Origin of the sequence: Nitrospirillum bahiense, from assembly GCF_007828025.1 — a bacterium.
Lineage (GTDB): Bacteria > Pseudomonadota > Alphaproteobacteria > Azospirillales > Azospirillaceae > Nitrospirillum > Nitrospirillum amazonense.
The window spans coordinates 1-26,584 of sequence record NZ_VITO01000015.1; the positions used below are offsets into that span (position 1 = coordinate 1).

The 26,584-nt window shown below is 68.1% G+C and carries 28 protein-coding genes and 1 pseudogene; 7 read left to right on the top strand and 22 right to left on the bottom strand.

All coding sequences use genetic code 11. The features are described from left to right. A pseudogene (locus tag FBZ88_RS20140) lies at positions 1–134 on the top strand (ISAs1 family transposase); the annotation flags it as partial. A 71-nt stretch (positions 135–205) separates the two neighbouring features. On the opposite strand, the gene FBZ88_RS20145 reads toward FBZ88_RS20140, so the two are convergent. From FBZ88_RS20145 to FBZ88_RS20230, 18 genes are all read right to left on the bottom strand, one after another. Further along, positions 206–604 (bottom strand): hypothetical protein, encoded by a 399-nt coding sequence (locus FBZ88_RS20145; protein WP_145618957.1) that lies wholly within the window; start codon positions 602–604, stop codon positions 206–208. A 135-nt stretch (positions 605–739) separates the two neighbouring features. Beyond that, on the bottom strand, positions 740–2,071 hold the full coding sequence (locus FBZ88_RS20150; protein WP_145618958.1) for a lysozyme inhibitor LprI family protein: 1,332 nt from the start codon (positions 2,069–2,071) through the stop codon (positions 740–742). Between the two features lie 85 nt (positions 2,072–2,156). After that, positions 2,157–2,492: a c-type cytochrome gene (locus tag FBZ88_RS20155; RefSeq protein ID WP_145618959.1), complete on the bottom strand. Its 336-nt coding sequence runs from the start codon at positions 2,490–2,492 to the stop codon at positions 2,157–2,159. Positions 2,493–2,508: 16 nt separating this feature from the next. Further along, positions 2,509–3,723 carry a molybdopterin-dependent oxidoreductase gene (locus tag FBZ88_RS20160; RefSeq protein WP_145618960.1) on the bottom strand — a complete coding sequence of 405 codons (1,215 nt, stop codon included), beginning with the start codon at positions 3,721–3,723 and terminating at the stop codon, positions 2,509–2,511. 168 nt (positions 3,724–3,891) lie between these two features. Then, a complete protein-coding gene (locus FBZ88_RS20165) occupies positions 3,892–4,215 on the bottom strand; it encodes a hypothetical protein (protein ID WP_145618961.1) in 324 nt (107 codons plus the stop codon). Positions 4,216–4,264: 49 nt separating this feature from the next. Further along, positions 4,265–4,696 carry a protein tyrosine phosphatase family protein gene (locus tag FBZ88_RS20170; RefSeq protein ID WP_211102737.1) on the bottom strand — a complete coding sequence of 144 codons (432 nt, stop codon included), beginning with the start codon at positions 4,694–4,696 and terminating at the stop codon, positions 4,265–4,267. Between the two features lie 191 nt (positions 4,697–4,887). Further along, positions 4,888–6,189 carry a Xaa-Pro dipeptidase gene (locus tag FBZ88_RS20175; protein WP_145618962.1) on the bottom strand — a complete coding sequence of 434 codons (1,302 nt, stop codon included), beginning with the start codon at positions 6,187–6,189 and terminating at the stop codon, positions 4,888–4,890. Between the two features lie 384 nt (positions 6,190–6,573). Then, the gene (locus FBZ88_RS20180; protein ID WP_145618963.1) at positions 6,574–6,999 is read right to left on the bottom strand and encodes an anti-sigma factor; all 426 of its coding nucleotides are present in this window, start codon (positions 6,997–6,999) and stop codon (positions 6,574–6,576) included. Then, positions 6,989–7,684: a sigma-70 family RNA polymerase sigma factor gene (locus FBZ88_RS20185; RefSeq protein WP_186464507.1), complete on the bottom strand. Its 696-nt coding sequence runs from the start codon at positions 7,682–7,684 to the stop codon at positions 6,989–6,991. The genes FBZ88_RS20180 and FBZ88_RS20185 overlap by 11 nt, the downstream gene beginning before the upstream one ends. Before the next feature lie 232 nt (positions 7,685–7,916). Further along, on the bottom strand, positions 7,917–8,297 hold the full coding sequence (locus tag FBZ88_RS20190) for a flagellar export chaperone FliS (RefSeq protein ID WP_145618965.1): 381 nt from the start codon (positions 8,295–8,297) through the stop codon (positions 7,917–7,919). An 80-nt stretch (positions 8,298–8,377) separates the two neighbouring features. Further along, complete coding sequence (gene fliD / locus FBZ88_RS20195; RefSeq protein WP_145618966.1) at positions 8,378–10,087, bottom strand: flagellar filament capping protein FliD; 1,710 nt, start codon at positions 10,085–10,087, stop codon at positions 8,378–8,380. A gap of 73 nt (positions 10,088–10,160) precedes the next feature. Continuing rightward, the gene (locus tag FBZ88_RS20200) at positions 10,161–10,988 is read right to left on the bottom strand and encodes a flagellin (RefSeq protein ID WP_004273368.1); all 828 of its coding nucleotides are present in this window, start codon (positions 10,986–10,988) and stop codon (positions 10,161–10,163) included. Between the two features lie 141 nt (positions 10,989–11,129). Beyond that, the gene (locus FBZ88_RS20205; protein WP_145618967.1) at positions 11,130–12,044 is read right to left on the bottom strand and encodes a flagellin; all 915 of its coding nucleotides are present in this window, start codon (positions 12,042–12,044) and stop codon (positions 11,130–11,132) included. 11 nt (positions 12,045–12,055) lie between these two features. Then, complete coding sequence (flgK, locus tag FBZ88_RS20210) at positions 12,056–13,792, bottom strand: flagellar hook-associated protein FlgK (protein WP_145618968.1); 1,737 nt, start codon at positions 13,790–13,792, stop codon at positions 12,056–12,058. A gap of 14 nt (positions 13,793–13,806) precedes the next feature. After that, positions 13,807–14,334 carry a hypothetical protein gene (locus tag FBZ88_RS20215; RefSeq protein WP_145618969.1) on the bottom strand — a complete coding sequence of 176 codons (528 nt, stop codon included), beginning with the start codon at positions 14,332–14,334 and terminating at the stop codon, positions 13,807–13,809. Beyond that, on the bottom strand, positions 14,331–14,693 hold the full coding sequence (locus tag FBZ88_RS20220; protein ID WP_088873625.1) for a hypothetical protein: 363 nt from the start codon (positions 14,691–14,693) through the stop codon (positions 14,331–14,333). The genes FBZ88_RS20215 and FBZ88_RS20220 overlap by 4 nt, the downstream gene beginning before the upstream one ends. Positions 14,694–14,705: 12 nt before the next feature. Next, positions 14,706–15,977, bottom strand: coding sequence for a flagellar hook protein FlgE (gene flgE, locus FBZ88_RS20225; protein ID WP_088873624.1), 1,272 nt, complete (start codon positions 15,975–15,977; stop codon positions 14,706–14,708). Between the two features lie 61 nt (positions 15,978–16,038). After that, a complete protein-coding gene (locus FBZ88_RS20230; protein ID WP_145618970.1) occupies positions 16,039–16,704 on the bottom strand; it encodes a flagellar hook assembly protein FlgD in 666 nt (221 codons plus the stop codon). 463 nt (positions 16,705–17,167) lie between these two features. Between FBZ88_RS20230 and FBZ88_RS20235 the strand changes: the two genes are divergently transcribed. Then, a complete protein-coding gene (locus FBZ88_RS20235; RefSeq protein WP_145618971.1) occupies positions 17,168–18,847 on the top strand; it encodes a glycosyltransferase family protein in 1,680 nt (559 codons plus the stop codon). A 66-nt stretch (positions 18,848–18,913) separates the two neighbouring features. Here the strand turns inward: FBZ88_RS20235 and FBZ88_RS20240 are convergent, their stop codons facing one another. From FBZ88_RS20240 to FBZ88_RS20250, 3 genes are all read right to left on the bottom strand, one after another. Beyond that, a complete protein-coding gene (locus tag FBZ88_RS20240; RefSeq protein WP_186464508.1) occupies positions 18,914–19,492 on the bottom strand; it encodes a MarR family winged helix-turn-helix transcriptional regulator in 579 nt (192 codons plus the stop codon). Positions 19,493–19,684: 192 nt separating this feature from the next. Next, on the bottom strand, positions 19,685–19,894 hold the full coding sequence (locus tag FBZ88_RS20245; protein WP_040849967.1) for a cold-shock protein: 210 nt from the start codon (positions 19,892–19,894) through the stop codon (positions 19,685–19,687). A gap of 296 nt (positions 19,895–20,190) precedes the next feature. Then, positions 20,191–21,207, bottom strand: a complete 1,017-nt coding sequence (locus FBZ88_RS20250; protein WP_145618973.1) for a patatin-like phospholipase family protein — start codon at positions 21,205–21,207, stop codon at positions 20,191–20,193. A 195-nt stretch (positions 21,208–21,402) separates the two neighbouring features. On the opposite strand from FBZ88_RS20250, the gene FBZ88_RS20255 reads away from it, so the two are divergent. The 4 genes from FBZ88_RS20255 to FBZ88_RS20270 all read left to right on the top strand — a co-directional run bounded on the left by FBZ88_RS20255 (position 21,403) and on the right by FBZ88_RS20270 (position 25,714). Continuing rightward, positions 21,403–22,119, top strand: a complete 717-nt coding sequence (locus tag FBZ88_RS20255; protein WP_145618974.1) for a fumarylacetoacetate hydrolase family protein — start codon at positions 21,403–21,405, stop codon at positions 22,117–22,119. A 90-nt stretch (positions 22,120–22,209) separates the two neighbouring features. Further along, complete coding sequence (locus FBZ88_RS20260; protein WP_145618975.1) at positions 22,210–22,827, top strand: hypothetical protein; 618 nt, start codon at positions 22,210–22,212, stop codon at positions 22,825–22,827. A 157-nt stretch (positions 22,828–22,984) separates the two neighbouring features. Further along, a complete protein-coding gene (locus FBZ88_RS20265; RefSeq protein ID WP_246138768.1) occupies positions 22,985–24,802 on the top strand; it encodes an ABC transporter ATP-binding protein in 1,818 nt (605 codons plus the stop codon). Positions 24,803–24,829: 27 nt separating this feature from the next. After that, positions 24,830–25,714: an alpha/beta hydrolase gene (locus tag FBZ88_RS20270; RefSeq protein ID WP_145618976.1), complete on the top strand. Its 885-nt coding sequence runs from the start codon at positions 24,830–24,832 to the stop codon at positions 25,712–25,714. Here the strand turns inward: FBZ88_RS20270 and FBZ88_RS20275 are convergent. Further along, positions 25,666–26,184 carry a GNAT family N-acetyltransferase gene (locus FBZ88_RS20275; protein WP_145618977.1) on the bottom strand — a complete coding sequence of 173 codons (519 nt, stop codon included), beginning with the start codon at positions 26,182–26,184 and terminating at the stop codon, positions 25,666–25,668. The genes FBZ88_RS20270 and FBZ88_RS20275 overlap by 49 nt on opposite strands. 90 nt (positions 26,185–26,274) lie before the next feature. Between FBZ88_RS20275 and FBZ88_RS30350 the strand changes: the two genes are divergently transcribed. Next, positions 26,275–26,562: a hypothetical protein gene (locus tag FBZ88_RS30350; RefSeq protein WP_186464509.1), complete on the top strand. Its 288-nt coding sequence runs from the start codon at positions 26,275–26,277 to the stop codon at positions 26,560–26,562. Positions 26,563–26,584: the final 22 nt, after the last annotated feature.

The window sequence follows — 26,584 nt, forward strand, 5'->3', positions numbered from 1 at the left end:
ACATGGCTGTTGTCAAACACATGGCCATGAACCTCATACGCAATGCACCCGGCAAACAAAGCCTGACTGTCCGACGAAAAAAGGCATCCTGGAATGTCGACTACCTCGAAACCGTCATACGACAACGGGGGTGAGGCACTTCAAGCGATTCCCCTGGAAAATGGGGCGGTGGGGGAATGGTTGGAGGCGACCGAATGGCTCGCTTTCAGCCCCGCCGCTTCGCGGTGATGATCGCGCCCTTGGTGAAACTATATCCCCAGTCCGTGGAGCAATCAGAATAAGCCCGGTGGCGGTGCCCGGCCACGGTTATGGGAGTGATCTGCACGACATCATAGCCCTCGGCATCAAGACTGTTCATAGTCTTATCCATGGACTGGCACAGAGCAACGTAGTCGGCCCAATAGGCGGACGTTTCACCCGTTGGAACTTCGACGACCTGATCCTCGAATATGGGCTTTACGACATCCTCATACTCGCTGCTGAGCAAGTGCTTCTTAACTCTCTCGACCTTCTCGCCAATCTTGACCGGACGCACGACTTTCTCGACGATCGGTAACTGGTCGGCTAGCACCGGAACGTTTATGTATTTCCCTTGATTGGCCATAAAAATCTCCACCTGGTTTTACATAGTCGGGCGAGCTATCCGCGATCCGCCGCAACCAAAGAGGTCGATTACAGTGCCACAACTACCGGGAGAGTCATTCATTGGATTTGAGCCACCAATGGGCTTGAGGGGCATCTAACGTCCCGGCGATGTGGCCGCGACGTTCTGCTTCCCCACCCGCACCTGGTTGATGGTGTAGGCCGCCACCGGGGTCAGGGTGTCGCCCTCCCGCCGCCAGGCGCCTAGGATCATGGGGCCGGGGCGCCAGTTCAGCATGCCGGGCGACAGGCGCAGGATCAGGGGGCCGCCGGGGCTCTGCCAGTGCAGCAGGGGCGCCTCCTCCTCGAAATTGGGCAGGCCGGTGTAGGTCCAGCCCTTGACGCTGGGGATGGTCAGGAAGGCGGGGACGAAGGGGCCGGTGTAGGGCACCAGGCCGTCCAGGGCGGGATAGTCGGGGCGGCCCGGTGGATGGTCGGCGCCGATGGACCAGGGGCTGGCGGCCAGGGCGGTGGCCCAGCGCGGGGTGGCCTCGGCCAGGGCCTTGCAGGTCGCGGCGTCGGCGGCGCAGCGGCCGTCGCCCAGGCGGAACTCGGTCTGGTAGGTCGCCTCGATGCGGCAGGCCGCCCCCCAGCGGTCGCGATGCACGGGGTGGATGCGGACCTCGGCATGGATGGGACGGGCCATGGGCCGGCTGGGCCCGGAATCCTGGGCGAAGAAGACCGCGGCGCCGGTGGCGTCCTGGCCGAAGCCCGCGGTCTCCGACCAGCAATAGGCCGGCTTGTCCGCCGGGCGGGCCTCGGGCGGCGGCAGGGCAGGGCCACCGTTGCCGGCCGTGTCCAGCCAATGGACGCTGAAGCTGGTGCAGGAGGCGGCATCGTCCAGCGCCGTCACCGCCACATGGGCGCGGCCGAAGGGCACCACGGCCATCTGGTCGCCGGCGTCCTGCGTCGCCTCCGGCGGTAGCCGGTCACGCCACGCCTGGGTCAGTTCCTGCTCCGGCGCCGGGGTCAGCAGGCCGGCGCCGATGAGCTGCTCATCCAGATCGCCCACGGGCGGGCCACCGTCCAGCCCGCGCGCGGTGGCCAGGGTGGCGGCGGCGCGGTCGCAGAAGGGCTGGTCCGGCTTGGCCGCCCGCACGGCCAGGGCCGCCCGGCGCAGGGGCAGCGCGCGGGCCAGGCAGGTGCGCGCCCGTTCATCATCCGCTGGCGCCAGGTCGCCACACAGCCGGTCACGCGTCGCCAGCCAGCGCGCCTGCTCGGCGATCACGGCTGCCGCGTGCGCGCCCGCCTTGGCCAGGGCTCGCTTGTACAGGCGCGCGATCTCCGCATCCTCGGCCCGCAGCGCCGGGCTAGCGCAGATCATCCGTTCCGTGCGCTTGCCCGCCGTGGCGCATGGGGCGGCCGCCAGGGCCGGGGATGCCAGCAGGAGGGCGGTGGCGATGGTGGGCAGAACACGGTGTCGAATCACGGTACTGGCAACCTGGGTCGGCGGCGGGGCCGACAAGATCAGGCATCACGCCCGCGATTGCCACAGGATCGTTGGCCTGGCCGTCCTACCGCTTCGCCAGATAATCGACGATGGCCGGCACGTCGGCGGCGTCTATGGGCGCCTTGTAGGTCTGGATCATCTTGTTCACGATTTCCGCCCACTTCTCCTGCGGGAAGGGGGGCTGCCTCAACACCATGCCGGCCGAATGGCAGGTCAGGCAGTTGTTGTTGATGGCCGCCGCGTCGGTGCCGGGGAACTCGCGGTCCGATTGGGGCAAATCCACCGTCACGGACCGCAGGGTGACGCCGCCGGGCCCCGTGACCGTGGTGGCGTCGGATGCGGCGAAGGCGGGCGCGGCAAGGCCGGCGGCGGCGATGGCCAAAATCCAGGTGCGATTCATCGTGCGACCTCCTCCGTCAGGCGGCCGTCAGCGTGGTCGTCTCGACCACGTTGCGCATGAAGCCGTTGGGGTTCCAGTTGGCTTCCAGGGGCTGGACCTCCCTGGCGGTGTTGGTGCAGCGGACCATCAGCCGCACTGGGCCTGCGGCTGGGTTGATCGTGGTGAGGTGCCATTGGCGGAAGCTGTAGCGCCCCTCGTCCTGGCCCAGGTGCGCCCGGCGCCAGGTGGCGCCGCCGTCGGCGGACACCTCCACCGCCGCCACGCCCTGGTCGCCGCCGAAGGCCAGGCCGCGCAGGGCCAGGGGCTTGCCCGCCGCCACCTGCGCGCCGTCCACCAGGTTGGTGATGAAGGACCGGGGGACCATGCGGTTGATGGGAACCTGGGCATAGCCGGCCTGCCCCGGCGCCACCGACGCGTGCGGCGTGTCGGGGATGCGGTAGGCGACCTTGGTCCAGTACTGGTCATCCGGCGCGTCCAGCACCTCGATGTCGCTCAGCATCTTGACCCAGTAGGTGGAATACCAGCCCGGCACCACCAGCCGCAGGGGGAAGCCGTTCAGCAGGGGCAATTGCTCCCCGTTCATCTGGAAGGCGATCATGACCTCGCCATCCCGGGCGTGGTCGATGGCCAGGGACTTGGCGAAGCCGGGGGCGTCGGGCACGACGGGCTCATCCAGGCCCCGGGCGCGGATGGCCACGGCGCCGGCCTTGACGCCGGCCCGGTCCAGCACGGCCTTCAGCGGCACGCCCACCCAGCGGGCGTTGCCCATGGCCCCGTGCCGCCACTGGGCCCCGCCGACGCGGGGGCTGAACAGGCTGCGGGAGTTGCCGGAGCATTGGTTGACCGCCGCGTACTCGATGCGGGGCATGGCCAACAGATCACCCAGGCCCAGGGTCAGGGGCCGGTCCACATGGCCATGCACCTTCAGCGTGAAGGTGGCCACGTCCACCTGTTCGGGAATGCCCGCCCAGTGCCAGCGCACGAAGAACCGGTCGTTGGGGGTGAAGACGCCCTGGTCGAACACCTCGAACGGCGTTTCCAGCAAGGGCGGGCGGGTCCGCTGCAGGATCATCCGCCCCTTTTGCGGGAAGGCGGTGGTGAACACGGCCTCATCCGCGTCGCGCGCCATGGCGCCCAGCGCCCCGGTGGGGTGGTGCAGCGCGCCCAGGGCGGCGGCACCCGCGATGAACCCCCGCCTGCCGATCATGGGAACCCGATGGCCTTGGTCCATGGTTCCGACCCCTCCTCAATGGATGGCGCCATGGCCGGGACCGTGTGTCCCGGCATGGTTGTCCGGCCTATTGAGAAGCAGGATGACCGATCTATCCAACGCTTTGTTGGCATTGTACCGTTCGGTCTAAAGGAACGGTCGTGGCCTGGCTGGCGGCGGGCCCGACTTTCAGCCGGGGTTCTTCTTGTAGGCGTCGATGACGCCGTTCCATTCCTCGATCACGCCCTTGTGCTCGGTCATGGCGTCAGTCTTGGCCTTGTCCAGGCACTTCAGGTAGGCGGTCATCTTGGTGGTGTAGTCGCCCACCTTCTTCTCCGCCGCCTCCATCTCCGGGCCCTTGGACTTCTTGCCGGGGGGCAGCTTGGGGCGGTCTGGGCGGGTGCAGGCGGAACCTTGCGCCGCCGCCGGCAGGGCGGTGACGCAGAGGGCGGTTACGACGATCGGGGCGGCGGCCAGCAGGGCGGCCAGCGCCAGGGGGATGCGGCGGGTCATGTGTCTATGTTGATCAATGTTGACGATTAATCGGCGGATGGAATCAAGCTCAGCCGCGCGCCAGGCTTTCCAGGGCGCCGGCATAGGGGCTCAGGTCGTAGCCCTGGCGGCCGGCGGCCTCGATGATCTCGTTCACCGGCGTCCCGTTGGCGGCGGCGCCCAGCGACCACAGGATGGTGCTGCGCGTGCCGGACCGGCAGTGGGCCAGCACGGGGCCCGGCAGCTTGGCCAGGGCCTCGGCAAAGGCAGCCGCCGTCTGCGGGCCCAGGTTCGACTGGTTGACCGGCAGGTAGACGTAGTCCAGGCCGGCCTCCTTGGCCAGCTCGGCCCCCCGGGCGGAGGTCAGCTGCCCCGGCTCTTCCCCGTCGGGGCGGTTGTTGATGATGGTGCGGAAGCCCAGCGCCTTGGCCTGGGCGAAGTCCGCCTCCTCGATCTGGGGGGCGACGCTGAGGCTGTCGGTCAGGGGACGGGGGGTCAGCATGGGCTTGGGGCTCCGGATAAGCGGGCGGGGGTCGGGGGAGAAGCTACCCCCATTCGCCCACCCGGTGCCAGTGTCGGCTTATATCCTCTTACGCGCATCTCAGGCCGGCGACTGCCGGCCCTGTCTCGTAAATGGGCCCGTGAGGCAAGCGGGCGGATGCCCGCGCCCGCCGCCTGAGGGAACCAAAAAACTCAGCGCTGGTCCTTAACTACCTCGCCGCCCTTGATCACCACGGGGATGTGCTCCAGCAGGGTGACGTCGGCCAGCGGGTCGCCCTTCACCGCCACCAGGTCGCCGTAGCGGCCCACGGCCACGGCGCCGATGTCCTGGGCGGTGCCCATGGCCTCGGCCGCGTTGCGGGTGGCGGTGCGAATGGCCTCCAGCGGGGTCATGCCCCACTGCACCATCTTGGCGAACTGCTTGCCGTTGTCGCCGTGCGGATAGACGCCGGCGTCGGTGCTGTAGATCATCTTGGCGCCGGCCTTCACCGCCTTGGCGAAGTTCTCGCGCTGGACGCGGCCGATCTTGCGCTCCTTCTCCAGGCTCTCCGGCAGCATGCCCACCTTGGCGCCTTCCGCCAGGATGTAGTCGTCGTTGTAGATGTCCATGCCCAGCCAGGTGCCGCGCTTCTTGGCCATCTCGATGCCCTCGTCATCGATCAGGCTGGCATGCTCGATGGTGTCGATGCCGGCGCGGATGGCGGCCTTGATGCCGTCGGTGCCGTGGGCGTGGGCGGCCACCTTCATGCCCAGGGCGTGGGCCTCCTTGGCGATGGCGTCCAGCTCCTCCTGCGACAGCTGCTGCGCGCCGGGGCTGTCGCCCTTGGACAGCACGCCGCCGGTGGCGCAGACCTTCACCAAGTCGGCGCCGAACTTCTTCACCCAGCGCACCTTCTGCACCATGCCCCAGGGGCTGTCGGCCACACCCTCGCCCACGCGGCCATAGTCGGCGGGCAGCAGGTTCTCATCGCAATGGCCGCCGGTGGCGCCCAGCAGGGGGCCGGACACTTTCATGCGCGGGCCGGGCACCAGGCCGCTGTCGATGGCGTTGCGCAGGGCCACGTCGGTGAAGGCGTCGGCGCCCACGTTGCGCACGGCGGTGAAGCCGGCCATCAGCGTGACCTTGGCGTTGGCGACCCCGGCGATGGCCTTGTCGGCGGTGGTGACGCCCAGCGATTCATAGCCGTTCCAGGTGGGCTGGCTGGTCATGTGGGTGTGCATGTCGATCAGGCCGGGCAGCAGGGTCAGGCCGGGCAGGGCCACCGTGCGGGCGTCGGCCGGCGCCGTCACCGTCCCCTGCGCGCCCACCGCCGTGATGCGGCCGTCGACGATCAGCACCGCCGGGCGGTCCACCACCTTGCCGGCCAGCACGTCGACCAGATGGTCGGCCGTCACCAGCACGGTGTCGGCCTGGGCGGCACCCGCCGCCATCAGGACGCCGAGGCTGAGGCCGGCCAGCAGACGGCGGGCCAGGGCGGTTGCGCGCTTGGACATGGTTTCGAAGCCCCCATTCTTCGGATTTTGGATAAAGCGTTGGGCCGGAAGGTGCCCATGCCGCAGGCCCACGTCAACGTGACAATCAAGGGGTGCGGCGCCCCGGGGGATCTGATGAAACCGTCGCATTAAAAAAATGTCAGGAAGCGGCGACAGGATGGCGACGTCCGCGCGTGCAAGGGTCGTGGTGTTCGAAACGGCCACTTGGCAAAACGATCACCCGGCAAAGCCCGGCGCCAAAGGCGCGGGCTCACCTTCCTCCTCCCAAATTGGGGTTCCATATCCGTCCGGATGCCGCAGCGGCGCGACCGGGCGCGACGGGGCATTCCACCGACCGGCCAGTGGCGAGAGGGCCGGGCGGGTGGCGCCCCGGGGCGCCGGGGATCAGTCGCGATGGGGTTCGGGGACCTGCCGCCGCCCTCGGGCGGGTGGGATCTGATCCGTGTCGCTGTTGGCGGCGGCGGACGATGGCGGCTGGGCGCGTGCCGCCCCGGAAGGCCCAAAAAAAACCGATGCGGACGCGCCCGGGGCCGATGCCCTTGGCAATGGCTGGGACGCAGCTGGCTTCCAGTCCTTCAGTGCGGCGCCCATCAGCGTCCGCTCCACCCGCTCCAGCATGCCGGGCGGCGGTTCCAGCGCCGGCGCGTCGTCGGCGATCATTGCCTCCAGGCGGCGCATCTCGCGCACGCGCTCCCTGGCTTGGGGGGAGGCCCGCAGCAATGCCGTGACGGCCCGCTGGTGCTCGACCGGCCAAGCGCGAAGCTGGGCCCCGTACTGGCACAGCAGGTCGTCGAGTTCCTCAGGCGTCATCAAAAGCATCCCGGGGCCGTATGGCGGTCTTGCGGAAGGCGGTCCGAAGGCGCTGGCGCGCGCGCTTCAGCAGGGCCTCCGCCGCCACGACGGTGGTGTTCATGGCCGCCGCCACTTCGGCGGCGGACATCGATTGGTCGTAATATAGGGCCAGCGCCACTTGCTGACTAGCCGGAAGTCGTTGCCGCGCTGTGTGCAAAACTGTCGCCAATTCCTTTTCAAGGACGATTTCATCAAAGCTTTGACTGTCGTCCATGATGTCTTCGGTCAGTTCCAGCGTGTTTTCCGCTGGCCGACGCCGGTAGTCGATACAGCGGTTGATGACGATGCGGTGGATCCAGGTGGTGAACTTGGCGCTGATGGGCTGCCAGGTCTCGCGATGGTTCCACACCTGCAGGAAGGCGTCCTGCACCACGTCCTCGGCGTCGCTGTCGTTGGGCAGGATGCGGCGGGCCACGGCGTACAGGCGGCGGAAATATCGGCGGATCAGCAGGCGGTAGGCGTCGATGTTCCCCGTCTTCAACAGGGCCATCAGCGTCTCATCCGTGGCGTTGGCCAAGTCGCCGCCGTCCAGGATGGGCGTCAGCACGGTCAGGGTGCCAGCGTCCCGGCCGCGTGCGTCCAAGGTCCCTGGGTTCAGGACCGCGCCGGCGGTGCCGCCGCGCGAGTAAGGGGAGCTTGTCATCGTCACCGCCATCTCTTCTTATTGGCCCGTCTTTTTGGCCCGCCCGGGGGCCGCTGCCGCCGCCCCTGGGTTTACATTGCTCAACACGCCTTGTCCGAACGCGGTCCCCATGGTCCCCGGGGCCCCATCCGACGGCCCGCGCGCCCTGCGCGGACCTGCGGATGGTGTAGGTTAAACGGGGCGGAAGCCCGTCGGTTGTTCCCCGAAACGGCATACCCTGGCCGCATATTCCTCAATTCTTGGGCGGCTTCGCCCACAGCCGCCGGTGCAGCGCCAGGCGTTCCTGGATGCGGCGCACGCGGCCGGGCACGTCGCGGCCGCCCGCCGCCCGGCCCAGCGCCAGGATGAAGGCGCCATAGAGCTGGCTCAGCGCCTTGCCGCTGGGGCCGCCCACCTGGTTGGTCATGACCACCTGCAGGCCGGTGTAGATGCGGATCGCATGCACGATGTCGGTATGGAAGCGGTCGAACTGGCCGGCGGTGGCGTGGCGCTCGGCGGAGGTGCACAACTGCAGCGCGCGGTCCTGCAGCGCCTCCACCAGCTTGTGGGGGGGCAGGGTCTGCTTGGCCGATCCATAGGCGCTGGAGGCACGCTGGTACGCGGTGTGGTTCATGGCCGCTCTTTTCACTCTCTGGTGGGAAGGGTGGGTGCTGGGATGTCCCTCCGGCCGGCGCCGGCGGAACCGCCGGCGCGTCAACTGCTGCTGTTGCTTGCGTCGGAATACGCCTTCAGGGTCTTCAGCAAGGTGGCCGCCGTCTGCGCCTGGGCTTCCAGCTGGGCGTAGTAGGTGGCCAGCTGGGTGCCGTAGGCCTCCGCCTGGCTGCGGATGTCGTCGGCCTTGCTGGTCAGATCCGTGTCGTAGTCCGTCAGGGTGTCGATCTGGTTCTGTAGGGTGCCGCTGTCGGTGTCCCCCGCGTTGTCTGAAGTGGTGTAGATCAGGTCGGCCAGCCCGCTGCTGGTGCTGACGCTGATCGTCTGGCTCTGGGAGCCCAGGTAGACCAGCGTCATCCCTGCATATGCCGTGCCATCGTTGCCGATGATGCGGGAGCCGCTGATGGTGAACAGGGAGGTGTCGCCCCCGACGCCGGCGGACGCGATGCTGCCGTCGTCGTTCATGGTGATGTCCAGATTGAAGTTCAGGCTGTCGGTGCTGTCGGGGGAACGCAGCATCGACAGCTCGGTCGAGGAGGTGGAGTAGTTGAAGCCCAGCAGGGTCTCCAGATCGTCGAGGTTGTCGCTGAGCGCGCTGTCCAGCGTGGTGCTGTCGATGGCCAAGGTGTTGTCGCTGTTGAAGGAAAGCCCCAGGGACGAGATGGAATAGGTGCCGTCGGTTAGGTTCAGGGCGTTCTGCAACGCGGTGGAGATGGACCGCACCTGGCTGTCGGCGAACAGCACGGCGGAACTGGCCGGGCTGCCGTCGGTGGCCGTGGCCTGTTGGGTGGAGATGAAGTTGCGCACGGCGTTGTAGGCCGTGACGAAGGTGGAAATGCCGCTCTTGATGGCGCTGAGATTGGCCGTCAGCTCCATGGTGATGGTGGAGCCGGTGCCCGTGCTGCTGTCGTAGTCGCTGGAATAAAGGTCCAGCGTCACGCCCGACAGCACGTCGCTGATGACGTTGCTGGTGCGCTGGATGTCGATGCCGTCGACCTCGATTTCCGATCCCTGCGCCGCCGTCAGCTCGTCGGCGTAGCTGCCGTCGCTGTTGGTGACGCCCAGCGAGGTCATGATGCCGCTGCTGTCGTTGGTGAACTCGATGGCCTTGCCGGTGTCGCTGGCCGTCAGCACCAGTTCATAGGCACCGTCGGACACCTGGATGATGCTGGCGGAGACGTCGGTGCTGCTGGTCTGCTTGTTGATGGCGGCGGCGATGTCCTTGAGGCTGTCGGTGCTGGCCACGCTGATGGTGGCGGTGGATCCATCGGCCAGGCCCAGGGTGAAGGTGCCGGACAGGTTCAGCGCGCCCGTCTGGCTGGTCTGGGTGCTGCTGCCCAGTTTTTCCGCCGTCGCCAGTTGCTTGATGACGATGGTGTGGGTGCCGGTGGCGGTGCCGTCGTCCACCGACACGCCCAGCATGTCGTCGGCGGAGACGCTGGAACTGCCGCCTGACAGATAGGCCGTGCGTTCGGAAAACAGGTTGGTGCTGGAACTGTCAACCGGGTTGGACAGGGCCTCCGCCGCCGTCGCCAGGGTGTTCAGCAGCGTCTGGAAATTTTCATAGGCCGAGATCTTGGACTCGTTGTCCGAGATCTCGCTATCGATGGTGTCGGCCCGGGTTTCCTTGGCGGCCACCGCCGCGGCCACCAGGGCCGAATAGTCCAGCCCGGTGACGGACGACGCGGATGAGGACGTGCTGGCCGTCGACGAACTCGACGTGCTGCTGCCGATGGTGGACACCGATGTCATGACTTGCCCCCTGGCCTTCCTTTCACCCCTTGGGAAACGGGGGACGCCCGGCGAGGGCGCCCCCGTTCAGTCCTTACTGCAGCAGCTTCAGCAGCTCGGACGGCAGCTGGTTGGCCTTGGCCAGCGCGTTGATGCCGGCCTGGACCAGGGTGTCCTCGTTGGACAGCTTGGTCTGTTCCGACGCCACGTCGACGTCCATGATGGCGGACTGGGCCGCCTCCTGGTTCTCGATCGAGGTGGAGATCATCTCGCCCTGGTATTCGAAGCGGGAGATCTGGGCGCCCACCTTGGCGCGGGCGGTCGACAGCGCGCTGATCGCCGACTTGATGGTGGTGATGGCCGAGGTGGCGCCGTCGGAGGTCGAGACGCTGGAGCCGGTCAGGCCCAGGGCGCTGCTGTCCACCGTGGTCAGGGTGATGGTGATCGTGTCCGTGGTCGCCGTGCCCACCAGGAAGGTGACGCCGGAGGACCATGAGCCGGTGCCGTCCAGCAGGCTCTGGCTGTTGAAGCGGGTGCCCGTGGAGATGCTGTCCACTTCGTCCGTCAGCTGCTGGTACTCGGCGTCGATGTAGCCGCGCTCCGTGTCCGTCACGGTGCCCGAGACGGATTCGGTGGCCAGCGATTCCATGCGCTGCAGGATGTCGGAGATGCGGGCCATGCCGCCGTCCGCCGCCTGCAGGATGGACTCTCCGTTCGAGGCGTTGGTCGATGCCTGGTTCAGCATGGTGACGTCGGACTGGATCTTGGTGCCGACCGCCAAGCCGGCGGCGTCGTCCGACGCCTTGGTGATGCGGGAACCGGACGCGATCTTGGAAACCGAGGACGATTCCGCCTCGGAGTTGGTGTTCAGGTAGCGCAGGGCGGAATTCGCCGCTGTGTTGGTGGTGACGACAGGCATCATGGACCTCCATGTGGTTGGCGAGAGGTTCGTGGGGCGGTCGCCTTTTGCGGCCGGGCCGTACTCCCCCTCACACGGTTCAACGGCAGGTCAGATGAAAGCGGGCGCACTTTTTTTCGCTATTTTGCGAAAAATTTTGAGTCATCACAGGTAGTTCGCGAGACTCATTTTCTGTGAGGCGGCAATAGCCTGCATCGTCGCCTCTAATGACGTCTGTAGTGTCGTCACCGTTGTTGACACCTCCGCCAGATCGACACTTTTCAAGTCGCTGCTTTGTGTGGTGGCGAAGGAATTTATATCGGATAGATGGCTTGATGCCTTCTGTATTCTGGACGATGTATCGGACAATGTTTGGCCAATGTCGCTCAAGCCGTCGGACGCATCGTTCACCAGGTCCAGGGCGGTGGTGAGGGTGGTGTCGTCCAGCGGGTTGGTGTTGCTGATCATGCTCATGGCCCGCATCAGCTTCTCGATGGATGGGTCGCCGGCGGTGACGCCATAGCTGACGCTTTGCGTGGACGACAGGCGCACGGTCGCCAGGGTGTCGTTGCCGCTGTAATAGCTGGTGTCGGCGCTGCTGGATGAGGTCTGGGCAGGGTAGGTGGAACTGTCCACCGATACGGGCGCGTGGTTGGTGTCGCTGCCGCCGAACAGGTACTGGCCGCCATAGGTGTCGTTCAGGATGGACGCCACGTCGGTCAGCCAGCCCGATGCCTCCTCCTGATAGGTCGAGCGGCTGGTCTGGTCGGTGGACATGGCCTCGCTGATGGCCGTCTTCAGGCTGGTGGCGATGCTGGAGATGCTGGTGATGTCGGACGCGATGGCGTCGATCTTGGTGACGGCGTTGTCGGCGTTGGTGATCAGGGTGCTGGAATAGCTGACCTCGCTTTCCAGGTTGACCAGCAGCTTGACGTTGCCCCCGGCGGTGGACAGGCCGGCATAGGTCGTGGCCTTGGCGCTGGTGGCCTCCTGCACCTCCGCGCTGTTCAGCGCGGATTCGTTCTTCAGCATGTATTGGACCAGGGCGGCGTGCGCGCCGGCGGTCGATATCCGGTTCATCGGCGGGCCCCTCAGTTGACCATCTCGATGGTGGCGGTGAACATTTCCTGCAGCGTCGACATGATCTTGGCGGCCGCCTGGTACGCCTGCTCCAGGGTTGAGACCATGGCCGTCTCCTCATCCAGGCTGACGCCGGATTGGGAGCTGAGCGCCGTCGTGGCGTCGTCCAGGGTGGAGCTGGCGGTGTCGGCCTTGGTGCTGGCCGTGGCCGCGGCGGTGGCCGCACTGCTGATGATGGTGGAAGCGTAGCCCGACAGGGTGGTGGTGGCCTTGGCCAGGCCACCGGCGCTGCTGAAGCTCTGCGTGCCGGTGAAGGCGTCCTCCAGTGCCGTGATGGTGCTGACGTCGCCCGAGGTGATGGCGCTGTCGCCCACCGCCAGGCTGCTGCTGTCCGACAGGGTGCCGGTGGGCAGCAGCGAGCTGTCGGCGGCCAGGCTGCTGTTCACGGCGATGTCGCTGGCGCCGGTGCCGGTCAGCACGTCGTTCAGCCCGAAATAAAGCGAGGCGCCCTCTTTGCCGGCGCCCACGCTGCTGTCCATCTCGTTCACGGCGATGCCGTCGCTGCTGTCGGCGGCGGCGATGGTCAGGTGGCCGTCGCTGGTGATGCTGGCGGTGAAGTTGCCGCTGGCGTTGATGGTGTCCAGCAGGTCCTGCACCGTGGACACGCCGCTGAGGTCGACGTCCAGCACGGCGGCCGCGTCGTCGCCGCTGTCCACCGCCACCAGGCGTAGCGTGCCGGTGCCCGACAGGCTGTCGCTGGCGCTCACCGTCGCCGTGCCGGTCAGCGAGGTCGCGGCCGGATAGCTGGTGCCCTGGTTGGACACGGTGTTGACCGTGCTGATGAGGGTGCTGGCCAAGTTGTCCAGACGGGTCTGCTGGTCCACCAGCGTGTCGTCGCGCAGGGTGATCAGGGCGCCGATGGCCCCGGACTTCACGCTGCCGGTGACGTCGGTGCCGTCCACGCTCAGCGCGCTGAAGCCCGTGGGATAGGTCGTGCTGGCGTCGACGCTGCTGGCCGCGGTGTAGCTCAACGTGTGCGCCGTGCTGCCCACCAGTACCTGGCCGGAGGATGTCGACACCTGCATGGCGCCGGTGTCATCCACCGTGTAGCTGACGCCCAGATAGCTGGACAGGGTCTTCAGCTGGGTGTCGCGCTCATCCTCCAAATCGGCGGTGGACTGGCCGGCGGCCTTGGCGGCGACGATCTGCTTGTTCAGGCTAGCGATGGTGGTGATGGCGGTGTTGGCCGCGTCCACATCGCTGGCGATGTCGCCGTCCGCCTCGGCGCGCAGGCCCTGTACCGTGCTGGACGCCTCGGAAATGGTGCTGGCCATGGTTTCCAGCGCGGTCACGGTGGACGCCTTGTCCGTGTCGGTGCCGTTGCCGGACGCCAGCGTGGACAGATCGCTGGTCACGCTGTCGATAACGTCGGCGATGGAGGTGCTGCCCGACACGGTGCCGTAGGCGCTGTCCACACTGGCCATATAGCTGCTGAGCGTGCTGGCCTGGCTGTTGGCCGAGGTGGAGGACACCACCTGGCGCAGCAGGTACTGGTCCACATCCCGCGTGACGCTGCTGACGCTGACGCCGGACGCCTGGCCGTTGACGGTGACGGCGGTCTGGTTGGCCGTCTTCTTGGTATAGCCGTCGGTGCTGACGTTGGCGGTGTTGGCACTGGTGACGGTGATGGCCGTCTGCGTCGCGGTCAGGGCGGATTGGGCGATGGATCCAGCGGTGCGGAGCGACATGGGATGGCGTCCTTTCAGGCGGTGAACTGCACGCAGTGGCGCGCCTGGTAGGCGTCCACGCGCACCTGTCGGCCGCGCCCCGGGTAATAGCCGCGCACGTCCTGCGTCCGTTCGCGCGTCACGTGCAGCAGGCCCTGCAGGCGCGAGCGGCGGCCCTTCAGCTCCGCCGCCATGCCGGCCTGCAGCGCCGCCATTTCCGCCATCAGGCCCTGCAGCTGCGGCGCCCAGTGGCGGCCGGTGGCGGCGCGGCCCTGGCCGCCCTTCTGGGCCGCCACCTGGGACAGGGTCACGCGGGCCACGGCCTCCGCCTCGCGCAGGTGCTTCAGCGCGGTATACATGGCGCGCCGCCGCTCCAGGCTGGCCTCGGGCTGGCTTGCCGCGGCCTGGAAGGCGGCGAAGGCCTCGATCAGCGCCACCGGGAACTGCGTGCCGCCGGGCGGCGGGGTGGGCAGGGCGGGAGCCGTCTGCGGCACCGGTTCCGCCACGGTGATGGCGGGCTCGGGCGCCGGCGTGGCGAACAGGCGGGACAGGAAGCTGCTCATCGCGTACCCCGGCGGTAGGAGGGCAGGTAGGCGTTGTTGAGCGCGCGCGAATAGAGCGTCAGGGCCCGAGCCCGCTGCTGCTGCACCTCGATCAGGGGTCGCAGCTCGGCCAGGGCCCGCTCCAGCCGTTCCTGGTAGCGGATCAGGTCGTCGATCAGGGCCAGCTGGGCGGCGCGGCGGATATGGCCGCCCACCCGCACACCGGGCGTGAGGGCGGAGCGCACGGCCGCGTTCAGCCGCTTGCCCTCGCGCAGCAGGCGGTCCAGGCGTGTGGGGTCGAAGGCGGAAGAGCCGGCGGCGGGGCCGTCCGCCGCCGGCTGGTGGATCGACTGGGCGACGAGGGGGACGTACGGGTTCATGGCGCCTTCCCCTTACCGCTTGGCCTGGAGCAGGGTGTCCATCATGTCCTGGGCGGTGGAGACCACCTTGGCGGCGGCCGAGTAGGCCTGCTGCGCGTAGATCATGCGGCTCAGCTCATCCGACACGTCGACGTTGGAGCTTTCCAGCGACTTGGACTCGATGGTGCCGGCGCCGTCGCTGCCCGCTTCCTTCAGGGAGTAGGTGCCCGACGCTGTGGATTGGGCGTAGGTCTGGCCGGACACGGCCGTGAGGCCGTCGGCGTTGGCGAAGGTGGCCACCGGGATCTTGTAGACCGTCTTGGACTGGCCGTTGTCGAAGTTGGCGACGACGCTGCCGTCGGTGTTGATGTCCACGCTGCTTAGCGTGCCCTTGGCGTAGCCGTCCTGCTTGGGCGTGCCGGTGGTGGTGACGCTGGGGGTGGTCGACCCGCTGGCATACTGGGTGATGGACCCGCTGCCGCCGTTCTCGCCATAGTCCAGGGTGATGGTGCTGTCGGTGGCGCCGCTGCTCCACCCCGTGATGCCCAACTGGATGTCGGTGGTGGGCGAGGCCAGCGAGCCGTCGCTGTTGAACACCAGGCTGACGGGCGTGCCGCTGGTGGTGCCGGTGACCGTGGACCCGTCGGTGGCCGACACGGGGTTGGAGGCGTCCAGCTCCCAGGTGTTGGTGCCGGTCTTGGTCCAGGTCATGGTGACCGTGCTGCTGTTGCCCAGGCTGTCGTACACCTCGGTATCGGTGGTGTAGCTGCTGCCCACCGTGGCGTCGGAGGGCAGGTTCAGGCTGCTGGTCACCTTGGTCGTCGCCTTGGGCGAGCCGGAGATGTCGTCCAGGTTGATCTTTTCCAGGCTGGCCGTGTCGCTGCGGTTGGTGGCCAGGATGTTGCCGCTGTCGTCCGTGGCCCAGCCTTCCAGGTAAAAGCCCTCGGTGTTCACCAGGTAGCCGCTGTTGTTCTCGCTGAAGCTGCCGTCGCGGGTGTAGTAGGCCTGGGTGCTGCTGCCGTCGTTCACCACGAACATGCCGTCGCCATCCAGCGCCAGGTTGGTGGTGACGTCGGTGGAGGTGATGTCGCCCTGGCTGCTGACCGTCTGCGTTGTGCCGGCGATGACCCCGCCATAGTCGGCGGAGCTGGTCTGGCTGTCGGTCAGCAGGGCGGTGAACGAGGTGTCGGTCGCCTTGTAGCCCGTGCTCGACGAGTTGGAGATGTTGCTGGAGATGGAGGTGAACGCCTTGGACTGGGCGTACAGGGCCGAGGTGGCGGTGTTCAGGGCGCTGAAGATGCTCATTGCCGTGTTTCCTTGCGGGCGAGGCGGCGGTGCGGCCGGCAGCTGGGAAAGTCGTTATGGATCAAAGGATTGACGTCACGTCGTCCATGGCGATCTCGTAACTTCCCAGCGTCAGCTTGGCCGTGCCGGTGGAGGTGTCGACGCCCGTGACCTTGCCGACGCCGTAGGCGCTGACGCTGCTGGCGGCGTTGTCGGTGGTGGCGGTCAGGGACAGGGTATAGGTGCCCGAGGTGGCGGTGCCGCCATCCGTCTCGGTGCCCTTCCAGGTGATGTAGTTGGTCCCGGCGCTGGTGCTGCCCGTGCCGGAGTAGACGACGTTGCCGCTGCTGTCGCTGACCGTGTAGCTGACGCTGTCGGCGTCGGACGGCAGGGTGTAGCTCCAGATGGCGGAGCCATCCTGCAAGGGCGCCTCGTCGCTGTCGGTCGACACCGTCTGGCCCAGGTAGCTGTAGGCCGGATAGCTGCCGGTGAAGCTGCTGAGCGAGCTGCTGATGCCTTCCAGCAGGGTGTTGGACGCCTGCTGCGCCTCCAGGCTGGACATCTGCACCAGCTGGGTCGTGAAGGTGCTGGTGTCCATGGGGCTGGTCGGGTCCTGCGTCTGCAACTCCTTCAGCAGCAGGGTAAGCATGGTGGTGAAGTCGCCCAGCGAGCTGGTGGACGAGGAGGACGACGTGGTGCCCGTCGTGCTGGCGCTGCTGCTGGAACTGGTGCTGCTGACCGTCGTCATGATCCGACCTCTCCGTCCTCCGCCAGTGCGCCGGGCCCTGGAATGGGACCTCGGGCCGGAATTGGCTTTCGATCGGTTCAACGCCGGCCCTCACAGAAGCGGGCGCACTTTTTTTGACGGTTCCAAAAAAAAGTTGCGGGCCAGGAAGTCGTGGGCCGGCTTATATGCTTCACCGTCGTTTGGTTAATCTCGAACATGAAGATGTCGAGTATTTAACTGGGCAGAATTTTACTGGTCATGTATTGCCTGCCGGCAGATTTTTCCTAGTCGAGAGGCGGTCCGCGTCGGTGACGTTCGCAAAACTGGCGGAAACCCTGGGGTTTCCGGCGGCGCGTGGTTTCAGGCGCGCCCGGCACATTTTGCCCACCCCAGGGGGCCGGGCGGCGGCATACGGCCCCGCGACGGCTTGCCCGCCGCCGCTCGTGAGGGGAAGTGGGCACTGATGACAAGGGGCGGCACATCCATGAACCTGACGCGACCGCGCCCCGTTGGGCAGAATAAGCAAGGGCTGAGCGACGACGGGGGCGGGAACGACCCGTCCCTGGCCGCGGCGGCGTCCCTGCTGGCGGCGGGGCGGGCGGACGCGGCCTGGGTGCTGTGCCGCCCGGCGTTGGCGGCGCGCGCGCGCACGCCCGGCTGGTTGGCGCTGGCCGGACGCGTGCTGCTGGCGCTGGACCGGCCGGCGGAGGCGGAGCCCGTGCTGGCCCTGGCCGCCGCCAGGGCGCGCCCGGATGAGGCGGCGGACCTGGGCCTGTTCACCCTGTGGGGCGTGGCGCTGCGCCGCCTGGGCCGCGTGCCCCAGGCCGAGCCTGTGCTGCGCATGGCCCTGCGCCTGTCGCCCGGGGACGCCGTGTGCCACAGCAACCTGGCGGCGGTGCTGCGCGCGCTGGACCGGCTGGCGGAGGCGGAGGATGCGGCCCGCGCCGCACTGGCCCTGGACCCCGGCCTGGTCAACGGCCATGTCAACCTGGCGTCCATCCTCATGGCCCAGGGCCGCCCCGGCCTGGCGCTGGCCGCCAGCCGCCGGGCCCTGGCGGCCGAGCCGGCGCAGGCGGAGGCGCTGTACACCCAGGCGGCGGCCTTGCAGGCGCTGGGCGACCTCAGGGGTGCCGCCGAGGCCTGGGCCGCCGCCGTGCAGGCCCATCCCAACGATGCCCGCCTGGTGTTCGGCCGGGCCAACCTGGACCTGGCGCGGGGGGATCTGGCCGATGGCTGGGCAGGCTACGGTGTCCGCCTGGCCGCCGAGCCGCAGCGCTTCCGTGCCGCTCCCGCCCTGCCGGCCTGGCGGGGCCAGCGGCTGGACGGCCCCCTGCTGATCTGGCGGGAACAGGGCCTGGGGGATGAGCTGATGTTCGCGACCTGCTACGCCGCCGCGATCACGGCCGCCGGATCGGCGGTGGTGCGCTGCGATCCCCGCCTGGTGGGCCTGTTCGGCCGGGCCTTTCCCGGCGCCCAGGTGGTGGCGGAGGCGCGGGGCGCGGGGGCGGCGCCCGATCCGGCGGAAGGCCGGGCCGTGGCCCAGGCGGCGGCGGGCTCCTTGCCTGGCCTGCTGCGCGGCCACTTGCCGGATTTCATGAGGGCGGATTTCATGGGACCGGATTTCAGGGGGCCGGCGGGCTACCTGCGGGCGCGGGATGATCTGGTGGCCCGCTGGCGCCGCCGCCTGGCGGACCTGGATGGGGATGGGCCGCGCACCCTGAAGGTGGGCCTGTGCTGGCGCAGCGGCTTGGCGATCGAAAGCCGCGCCGGACGGCAGTCGGATCTGGCGGATTGGACGCCGCTGCTGGCCCTGCCAGGGGTGACCACCATTACGCTGATGTATGGCGACACGGCGGGGGAGCGGGCGGCCTTGGGCGCCCTGGCGCCGTGCCATTTCCCGGACCTGGACCAGCGCGACGACCTGGAGGGGCTGACCGCCCTGCTCTCCTGCCTCGATCTGGTGATTACCGCGCCCACCGCCACGGGTGAGTTGGCCGGCGCCCTGGGGGTACCGGTCTGGCGCTTGGCGGGGGAGCTGGACGTGACCTGCCTGGGCACGGGCGCGCGGCCCTGGTTTCCCAGCATGCGGGTCTTCCGCACCGGCGCACGCGACCGGCGGGATGTGATCCGCGACATGGTCCGGCAGATCGCCGGCGCCCCCTGATCACCAGGCACGACAAGACACGCCCCGGCCTCTTGGCGGCGGGGGCGTGTCTTGGCGTCAGGCCGTTCAGGACGCGTGGCGCAGGGCGTGCGGCCGGTCGGCGTAAGGGCGCACATGCTCCGCCCGGCGGGACCGGTCGCGGATGATGCGCAGGGCCTCCAGCAGAGTGCGGCGCTGGTGGCTGTCCAGGTCGGCCAGCAGCAGATCGTTCACCGCCTGGCGCAGCGGCTGCAGCCGGCGCAGCACGGCCAAGCCTTCCGGGGTGGCGGACAGAAGCTTGCGGCGGCGGTCGCTGGGGTCGTCCTCCTGCCGGATCAGGCCCTTGCGCAGCAACTCCGTCACCGTGGCGCTGATGTGCGGACGGGACAGGCCGCGGGCGGCGGCGATCTCGGACGAGAAGATGCAGCCCGCACGGCCCAGGTCGGCGCCGGCGTAGGCGTCGGCATGCGGGTCGTTGGCCGGCTGGGTGGGGCCGTCGTTGAAGTTGCGGTCACCCGCCACGTTCATCAGCACGGTCCACTGCGGCGCCGTCAGTCCGGCCTCTTCCAGCAGGGGCTCGCTGTGGCGCACCAGGGCGTTGGCCACGTCGATGACGCACAGCGCGATGGCGTCTTCGGCGCGGAAATGGGCAAGGGCGTCGGGCATGGAATGGAACCCCCACATAACTGTTTTCACGCCCCCACCATGATCCCTCCGACCCACCCCGGCATTGACCAGGATCAATCACGCGCCGCCTTATCCGAAGGGAGGGGTTCAAAACAAAACGGGCGGCCGTCTGGGGCGGCCGCCCGTTCTCAAACCAACCGTGACACGGGGGCCCGAAGGTCCCCCGGGGGATCACAGCGTGCGCAGGTTACCGGCGGCCGACTTGCCCTTGCGGGGGTCGTGCTGCAGGTCGAAGCTGACCTTCTGGCCCTCGTTCAGCGAGCGCAGGCCCGCCTGTTCGACGGCGCTGATGTGCACGAACACGTCGGCGGTGCCATCCTCCGGCTGAATGAAGCCGTAACCCTTGGTGCTGTTGAACCACTTAACGGTGCCGATAGACATGGTGTCTCCTTAGACGGGTAGTTCCCGGTCCAATGTCGCCCGGCCGCGGGTATGCGACGGCGGGCATCAAATCATGACGGGAGCGAACCGGTGGACCGGGCAGGGCTCCGCGACAAATTCGATGCCATAGTCATGGAATCCAACTCGCCCGAGGACAAGCAAGAAAATCTGAACAATACTTAAAGTGATTGGCGAGCTGTACTGATGGATGAGGAGAGCCAGTGCCCGTATATGACCTTTGGCCTTTCGGATGAGGGGGATAGGCCGCCATTCACCCGGTGGATGGTCGGCGGATATTAAGATGCCATTCGCACCGGGATGCCGAAGACGCGCAGGGCCTCGCGCAGTTCGGGCAGGGCCCGCTCCACCACGGCCTTGCCCTCGGCGATGGCCTCCTCCGCCCGGTCGAATTCCAAGAGGCCGATGTGGCCCAGACGGGGCTTCAGGTGAATGTCCGGCGGCTCGCCCGCCAGGCGGGACCGGGTGATGCGGTCCAGCGCGATGCCCAGCGAGGTCGCCATGACGCCGAACATGCTGGGCCCCTCGTACTTGGGCGGCTGCGGCCGGGCGCGGCGGGATTGCAGGAAGGCGGACAGGAACTCGAAGTTATGCTTCTGCGGCACCTCGCCGCCCAGGTCGGCCGGTGCCTCCATGTCCTCGGTCGCCGGGGCGGCATCGGGCGGGGCGGCGGCGCCCGCCTCGCCATCGTGGCGGCCCCGGGTGCGGCCGATGATGTCGGCGTTCAGGTCGACCGCCACCACCATGGCGGCGCCCATGGCGCGGCAGGCGGCCACGGGCACGGGGTCGACCAGGGCGCCGTCCACCAGCCAGCGGCCATCGACGTGGGACGGCGGGAAGATGCCCGGCATGGCGTAGGAGGCGCGCATGGCCTCCACCACCGAGCCGCGGCGCAGCCACACCTCCTTGCCCGTCGCTAGGTCGGTGGCGACGGTGATGAAGGGGCTGGACAGGTCGTCGAAGGTGGCATCGCCCAGGTGCTGGTTCAGTTCGGCCAGCAGCTTCTCGCCGCCGATCAGCCCGCCGCCACTGCGCAGCCGCAGGTCCAGCAGGCCCAGGATGCGCATCTTGGTCAGGTTGCGCGCCCAGTGCTCCAGCGTTTCCAGATGGTTGCCGAGATAGACGCCGCCCACCAGCGCGCCGATGGAACAGCCCGCCACCACGTCGGGGTGGATGCCGTGGTGGGCCAGGGCCTGCAGCACCCCGATATGTGCCCACCCCCGGGCGACGCCCCCGCCCAGCGCCAGGCCTAAGGTGGGACGGGGGGCGTGGCGCTCAGGATGGCGGTCGGGCATGGCGATCATCTCTCTGTCGGCGGGGGACGACATTAAACTAGGGGGCTGGGCCGGGCGGCACAGCGTACCGGCTTCTGTTAGACGGTGAAAGTGGCACGGGGTGGGCCGGCCTGGGGGCGAAATGGGGCCGGGCTGGCGCGCGTGCGCCGCTCTGCTATGGTGGCGGCCCCTTGCTACCGCCCGGATGACCAGGCCATGACCAGCGCGCCCCGGCTTCTGTTCCCCGTCCCGCAGCCCACCGTGCCCGTGGCCGGGCTTGATGCCGTCTTCCCCGTGCACCGCATCTATTGCATCGGACGCAACTACGCGGCGCACGCGCGCGAAATGGGCTCCGACCCCACGCGGGAGCCGCCGTTCTTCTTCCAGAAGCCGGCCGACGCCGTGCAGGTGGTGATGCCGGGCACGATCGCCGACCACCCTTATCCCACGCTGACCAGCAACTATCATTATGAGGTGGAACTGGTGGCCGCCATCGGCGCGGGCGGGCGCAACATTCCGGTCGACCAGGCGCTCACCCACGTCTTCGGCTACGCCGTGGGCCTGGATATGACCCGCCGCGACCTTCAGCGCGCCATGGGCGACATCAAGAAGCCGTGGGAGATCGGCAAGGCCTTTGACCACAGCGCCCCCATCGGCCCGTTGCACCCCGTGTCCCAGGTGGGGCACCTGGCCGCCGGTCCCATCACCCTGGCGGTGAATGGCGAGGTCAAGCAGTCCTCCACCCTGGATCAGATGACGTGGAAGCTGGCGGAGCAGATCGCCAACCTGTCCCAGGCCTTCACCCTGCTGCCCGGCGACCTGATCTTCACCGGCACGCCGGAGAATGTGGGCCCGGTGGTGCCGGGCGACCTCATCACCGCCCACATCGACGGTTTGCCCGACCTGTCGCTGCGCATCACCGACCGGGGGTAAGCACCCGGCGGTGAGTGGTGTACCGTTACCCTGTGGTTCGCCGAGGGGCGCACATCGACCCTCGGCGATTTCAATTCTGGCGAGGTGGCCATGACTTCCCGGGTGTGGGTATCGGCATCGGCTTTTCTGCTGGTATTTGGGCTTTCCGGCCAGGCGTCTGCCGGACCTCTCCAATCTGATAAGGAGTCATGTCGGAAGCAGTTTGATGTGGCCTATGCCGCGCTCTATGGCACGGCCCAGTTGACCGACGTTCTTGCCAACGGCGCCCCAGATTTTCCCTATGTTCTAGAGAAGGTTGGCCCCGAAAACTACAAGACGCTTCCTCTTAGGGAGAAGAGCGACTTCTGGAAACTGGGTTGGAAAGGAGAAGCTCCAACCCCGGAAATAATTCACGTGTCGTATGCTTCAAAACACCGGGCATTGGCGGAGCGCTGCATAAAAGATCGCACGAAGCCACACCCGATCGGCAGCCTTCGAAATGAACGTTATGCTTTATATAAGCCAACGGTCGCGCCCTATGTTACAAATTATGGGCCATTGGAAGTGAGAATTGCCGCGCCAATTATAAATTATAAAGGAACGCAGGCTCTTGTGTTTTATGATGTTGGAGAGATCAAGGGATTGGGCGGCAGCAACGGCATCGTCTTTCTCAGAATGAGGGACGGCACATGGGATGTGGTTGGGCGACGTATATTGTCTGATTCCTGAGATGTAGCCCGCCCATTGGGGACTGGCGCCGAAACGGGGATCTGGATAGCACCGTGCCCGCCGGTTCTGGCTGGCCGGGCCGCCTTCGTGCTAAGCATGGCCCCGTCTTTTCCCCTGCCGGGCGCCCCGAGCCCGCAGTCCGAGGTTCGCCGGTCCCTTGTCCAAGAAGCCTAAGTCCCAGCCGCGCCACACCGCCACCCTGCCGCTCGTGAGGCGCCTGGCCGGCAACTACCTGCGGCCCTATATCGGCATGGTGCTGCTGGCCAGCATCCTCATCGCCATCAACGCCGGCAGCTCCGCCGTGCTGGCGCAGAAGCTGGTGCCCCTGATCGATGAGGTGCTGAGCGGCAAGAACCCCGGCTATCTGCGCACCTTCGCCGTCATCGTCTTCGCCACCTTCGTGGTGCGCGGCTTCTCCGGCTACTTCTCCGCCGTGCTGATGAACAACGTGGGCCAGCGGCTGGTGGCGGCGTTGCAGAAGCAGCTCTACAACCACCTGATCAAGGCGGATCTGGCCTACCTGCACTCCCTGCCGTCGGGCCAGCTGGTTTCCAGCCTGGTGAACGACGTGAACCAGGTGCGCCAGGGCACGGCGGAGGTGCTGACCAACTACGGCCAGAGCGTGCTGACCCTCATCTTCCTGGTGGGCGTGATGTTCCAGCAGGATTGGCTGCTGGCCACCATCTCGCTGACCGTAGTGCCCTTCACCACCCTCATGCTCAGCCGCATGACCGGGCGCCTGCGCCGGGTGGCGGGGCGCACGCAGGCGGCGCTGGGCACCTTCGCCAGCATCCTGACCCAGACCTTCCAGGGGGCCCGCCATGTGAAGGCCTATGGCATGGAAGAGTATGAGATGCGGCGCGTGGCCGGCATCGCCGACGATTTGCGCAAGCTGACCAACAAGTCCTTCCGCGTTTCCTCCTCCCTCATCCCCATCAATGAGGTGCTGAGCGGCGTCATCTTCGTCGGTGTCATCATCTATGGCGGGCTGGAGGCGGCGGCGGGGCACAGCACCGCCGGCACGCTGACCAGCTTCACCGGCGCCTTCCTGCTGGCGTTCGAGCCGCTGAAGCGCCTGTCCAAGCTGCAGACCCAGCTGCAGGTCAGCCTGGCCTCGGCGGAGCGGGTGTTCGCCCTGCTGGATACGCCGCCGCGCATCGTCGACCGGCCGGACGCCGCCGAATTGGCCGTCGCTTCCCACGCCATCCGGTTCAACGACGTGCGCTTCGCCTACCAGGACGGCACGGTGGCCCTGGATGGCGTGTCGCTGGAGGTGCCGGCGGGCAAGACGGTGGCCCTGGTGGGGTCCAGCGGCTCGGGCAAGACCACCATCCTGAACCTGATCCCCCGCTTCTACGACGTCACCGGCGGGTCCGTGACCCTGGGCGGCCAGGACATCCGCGATGTGACGCTGGCCTCGCTGCGCAGCGCCATCGGCCTGGTCAGCCAGGAGACGGGGCTGTTCGACGACACCGTGCGCGGCAACATCGCCTATGGTCGCGTGGGCGCCACGCAGGAGGAGATCGAGGCGGCGGCCAAGGCGGCAGCGGCGCACGACTTCATTCTGGGCCTGCCCCAGGGCTATGACACGCGGGTGGGCGAGAACGGCGTGAAGCTGTCCGGCGGCCAGCGCCAGCGCATCGCCATCGCCCGCGCCATGCTGAAGAACGCCCCCGTGCTGCTGCTGGACGAGGCGACCTCAGCCCTGGACAGCGAGTCCGAGCGCCTGGTGCAGGACGCTCTGCGCCGGTTGCAGCAGGGCCGCACCACCCTGGTCATCGCCCACCGCCTGTCCACCATCATCGACGCCGACCGCATCTATGTCATCGATGGCGGCCGGGTGGTGGAATCCGGCACGCATGGCGAATTGCTGGCGCTCGACGGCGCCTATGCCCGTTTCCACGCCCTGCAGGCCGGCGGCGGTCCCGGGGCGGTGGCGGAGCTGGACGCGGCCCCGCTCTCGGCGGCCGGCTGAGCCAATGGGCGCGGGGTGATCACGACCATGGTTGCCCTGTTTCTCCTGATCATCGTCGGCACGCTGGGCGCCGTGTTCGGCGGCTTGGTGCTGATGCTGGCGCGCCAGGGAGGTGCCGCCCTTTTTGTTCATCCGCGCCTGCCCGACTCAGGGGCTCCGCCCGATGGATCGGGTCTCCGGGCGATCGCTTATCCCACCGCGGATGGTGTCACGCTAACGGCCTGGCTGGCCCAGCCAGCGGGTATCACCAAGCCGGTGGTCCTGATCCTGGCGGGACCGGGGCAGCGCCGGGCGGACCTGTCAGGACTGGCAGCGACCTTGGTGGCCGCCGGCTATGGCGTCATGGTGACCTGTCGCCGTCCTCTGTCCCTGACGATGGGGGACTGGGGGGAAACGGCATTGCTGGCCGATGCCCGCGCCGCCCTGGATTATCTGACGGCGCAGGGCGTCTCCGGTTCCCGCCTGGTCATTCTGGGCGTGTCGGCGGCGGCGGCCTTGGCCCTGCAGATGGCCTGGGAGCGGCGCCCGGCTGCCGTGGTGCTGGCGGCCCCGCCAACCGCAGGCGCCGATCTGCTGGTCGGCCGCTGGCATCTGTCGGCGCTGGCGGGCCTGGCCAGCAACCCGCTGGCCGTGGTGGGCCGCTTGAAGATCGCCCCTCCCGCCTGCCCGCTGCTGGTGCTGCATGGCCAGGCCGACCGCGTGGTGCCGCCGGCCATGGGCCGGGCGGTGTTCAATGCGGCGCCGGAGCCCAAGCGGGCCGCCTGGATCAAGGGCGCCGGCCACGCCGACCTGTGGGACAAGGGCGGCACCGATGCGCTGCTGGACTTCCTGGCCGGCCGCAAGGGCCCTGCGCCGACCCTGGATCAGGAGGCGCCGTGGCGGGCGCCGGGCTTGCCCGCCGTCAGGTCCTGATCCACATACCGCCGCAGCCGGAAGGCGTGGGAGCCGTCGGCGTAATAATCCTCCTCCACCGAGGTCTGATGGAAACCCAGGCGGTGGTACAGCGCGCGGGCGGCGTCGTTCTGCGGATGCACCTCCAGCGACAGCCATTGGTGGCCGGTGGCGCGGGCGTGGTCCAGGGCGGCCCGCATCATGGCCTTGGCCAGGCCCTGGCCGCGCCGGTCGGGGTGGGTGGCCAGGGAATAGACGCGCACGCCCCGGGTGCCCCGGCGGGACAGTAGCACGGCGCTGGCCGCCAGGCCGCCGTCGGGACCATCGATCACCAGGATGTGGGCGGACGGCCGCTCCAGCAGGCGGCGGAAGCTGCGCCGGCCCATGCGGTTGAACTCGAAACAGATCTTCTCCAGCGCCAGCAGCGCCTCCAGGTCGGCCGGGGTGGCGGGGCGGGGCGGGGGAGCGGCGGTGGCGGGGGGCGTCGGCATGATGCCGTGAAGGTACGGGGCCGCGCGTCGGGGCGCCAAATCAAAAACCCTTAATCTTCCGGCCCCGGCATTGGCATGGAGATTTAATGCGTGCCGCCCGGACACTGGGGCACCACGGCGGACTTGGGTGCCGTGGCCTTTCCAGAGGAACGCACCATGGCACGCATCATCGTCATCGAACGCGGCCCCGGCGGCCTGTGGGCCGCCCACGACAGCGCCGGCCTCATCGGCGGCGTCTTCACCGAGCGCCGCGCGGCCGTGACCTTCGCCACCTTCCAGCCCGACCACCCCACCGTGCTGCTGCGCGCCGGTGGGGCGGGTCCGGCAGGCGCGAAGGGCCGTGTGGCGGCCGCGCCCTTTCCCAGTACGCGTTTTTGAGGGGGGGCGCCATGCCGGACTG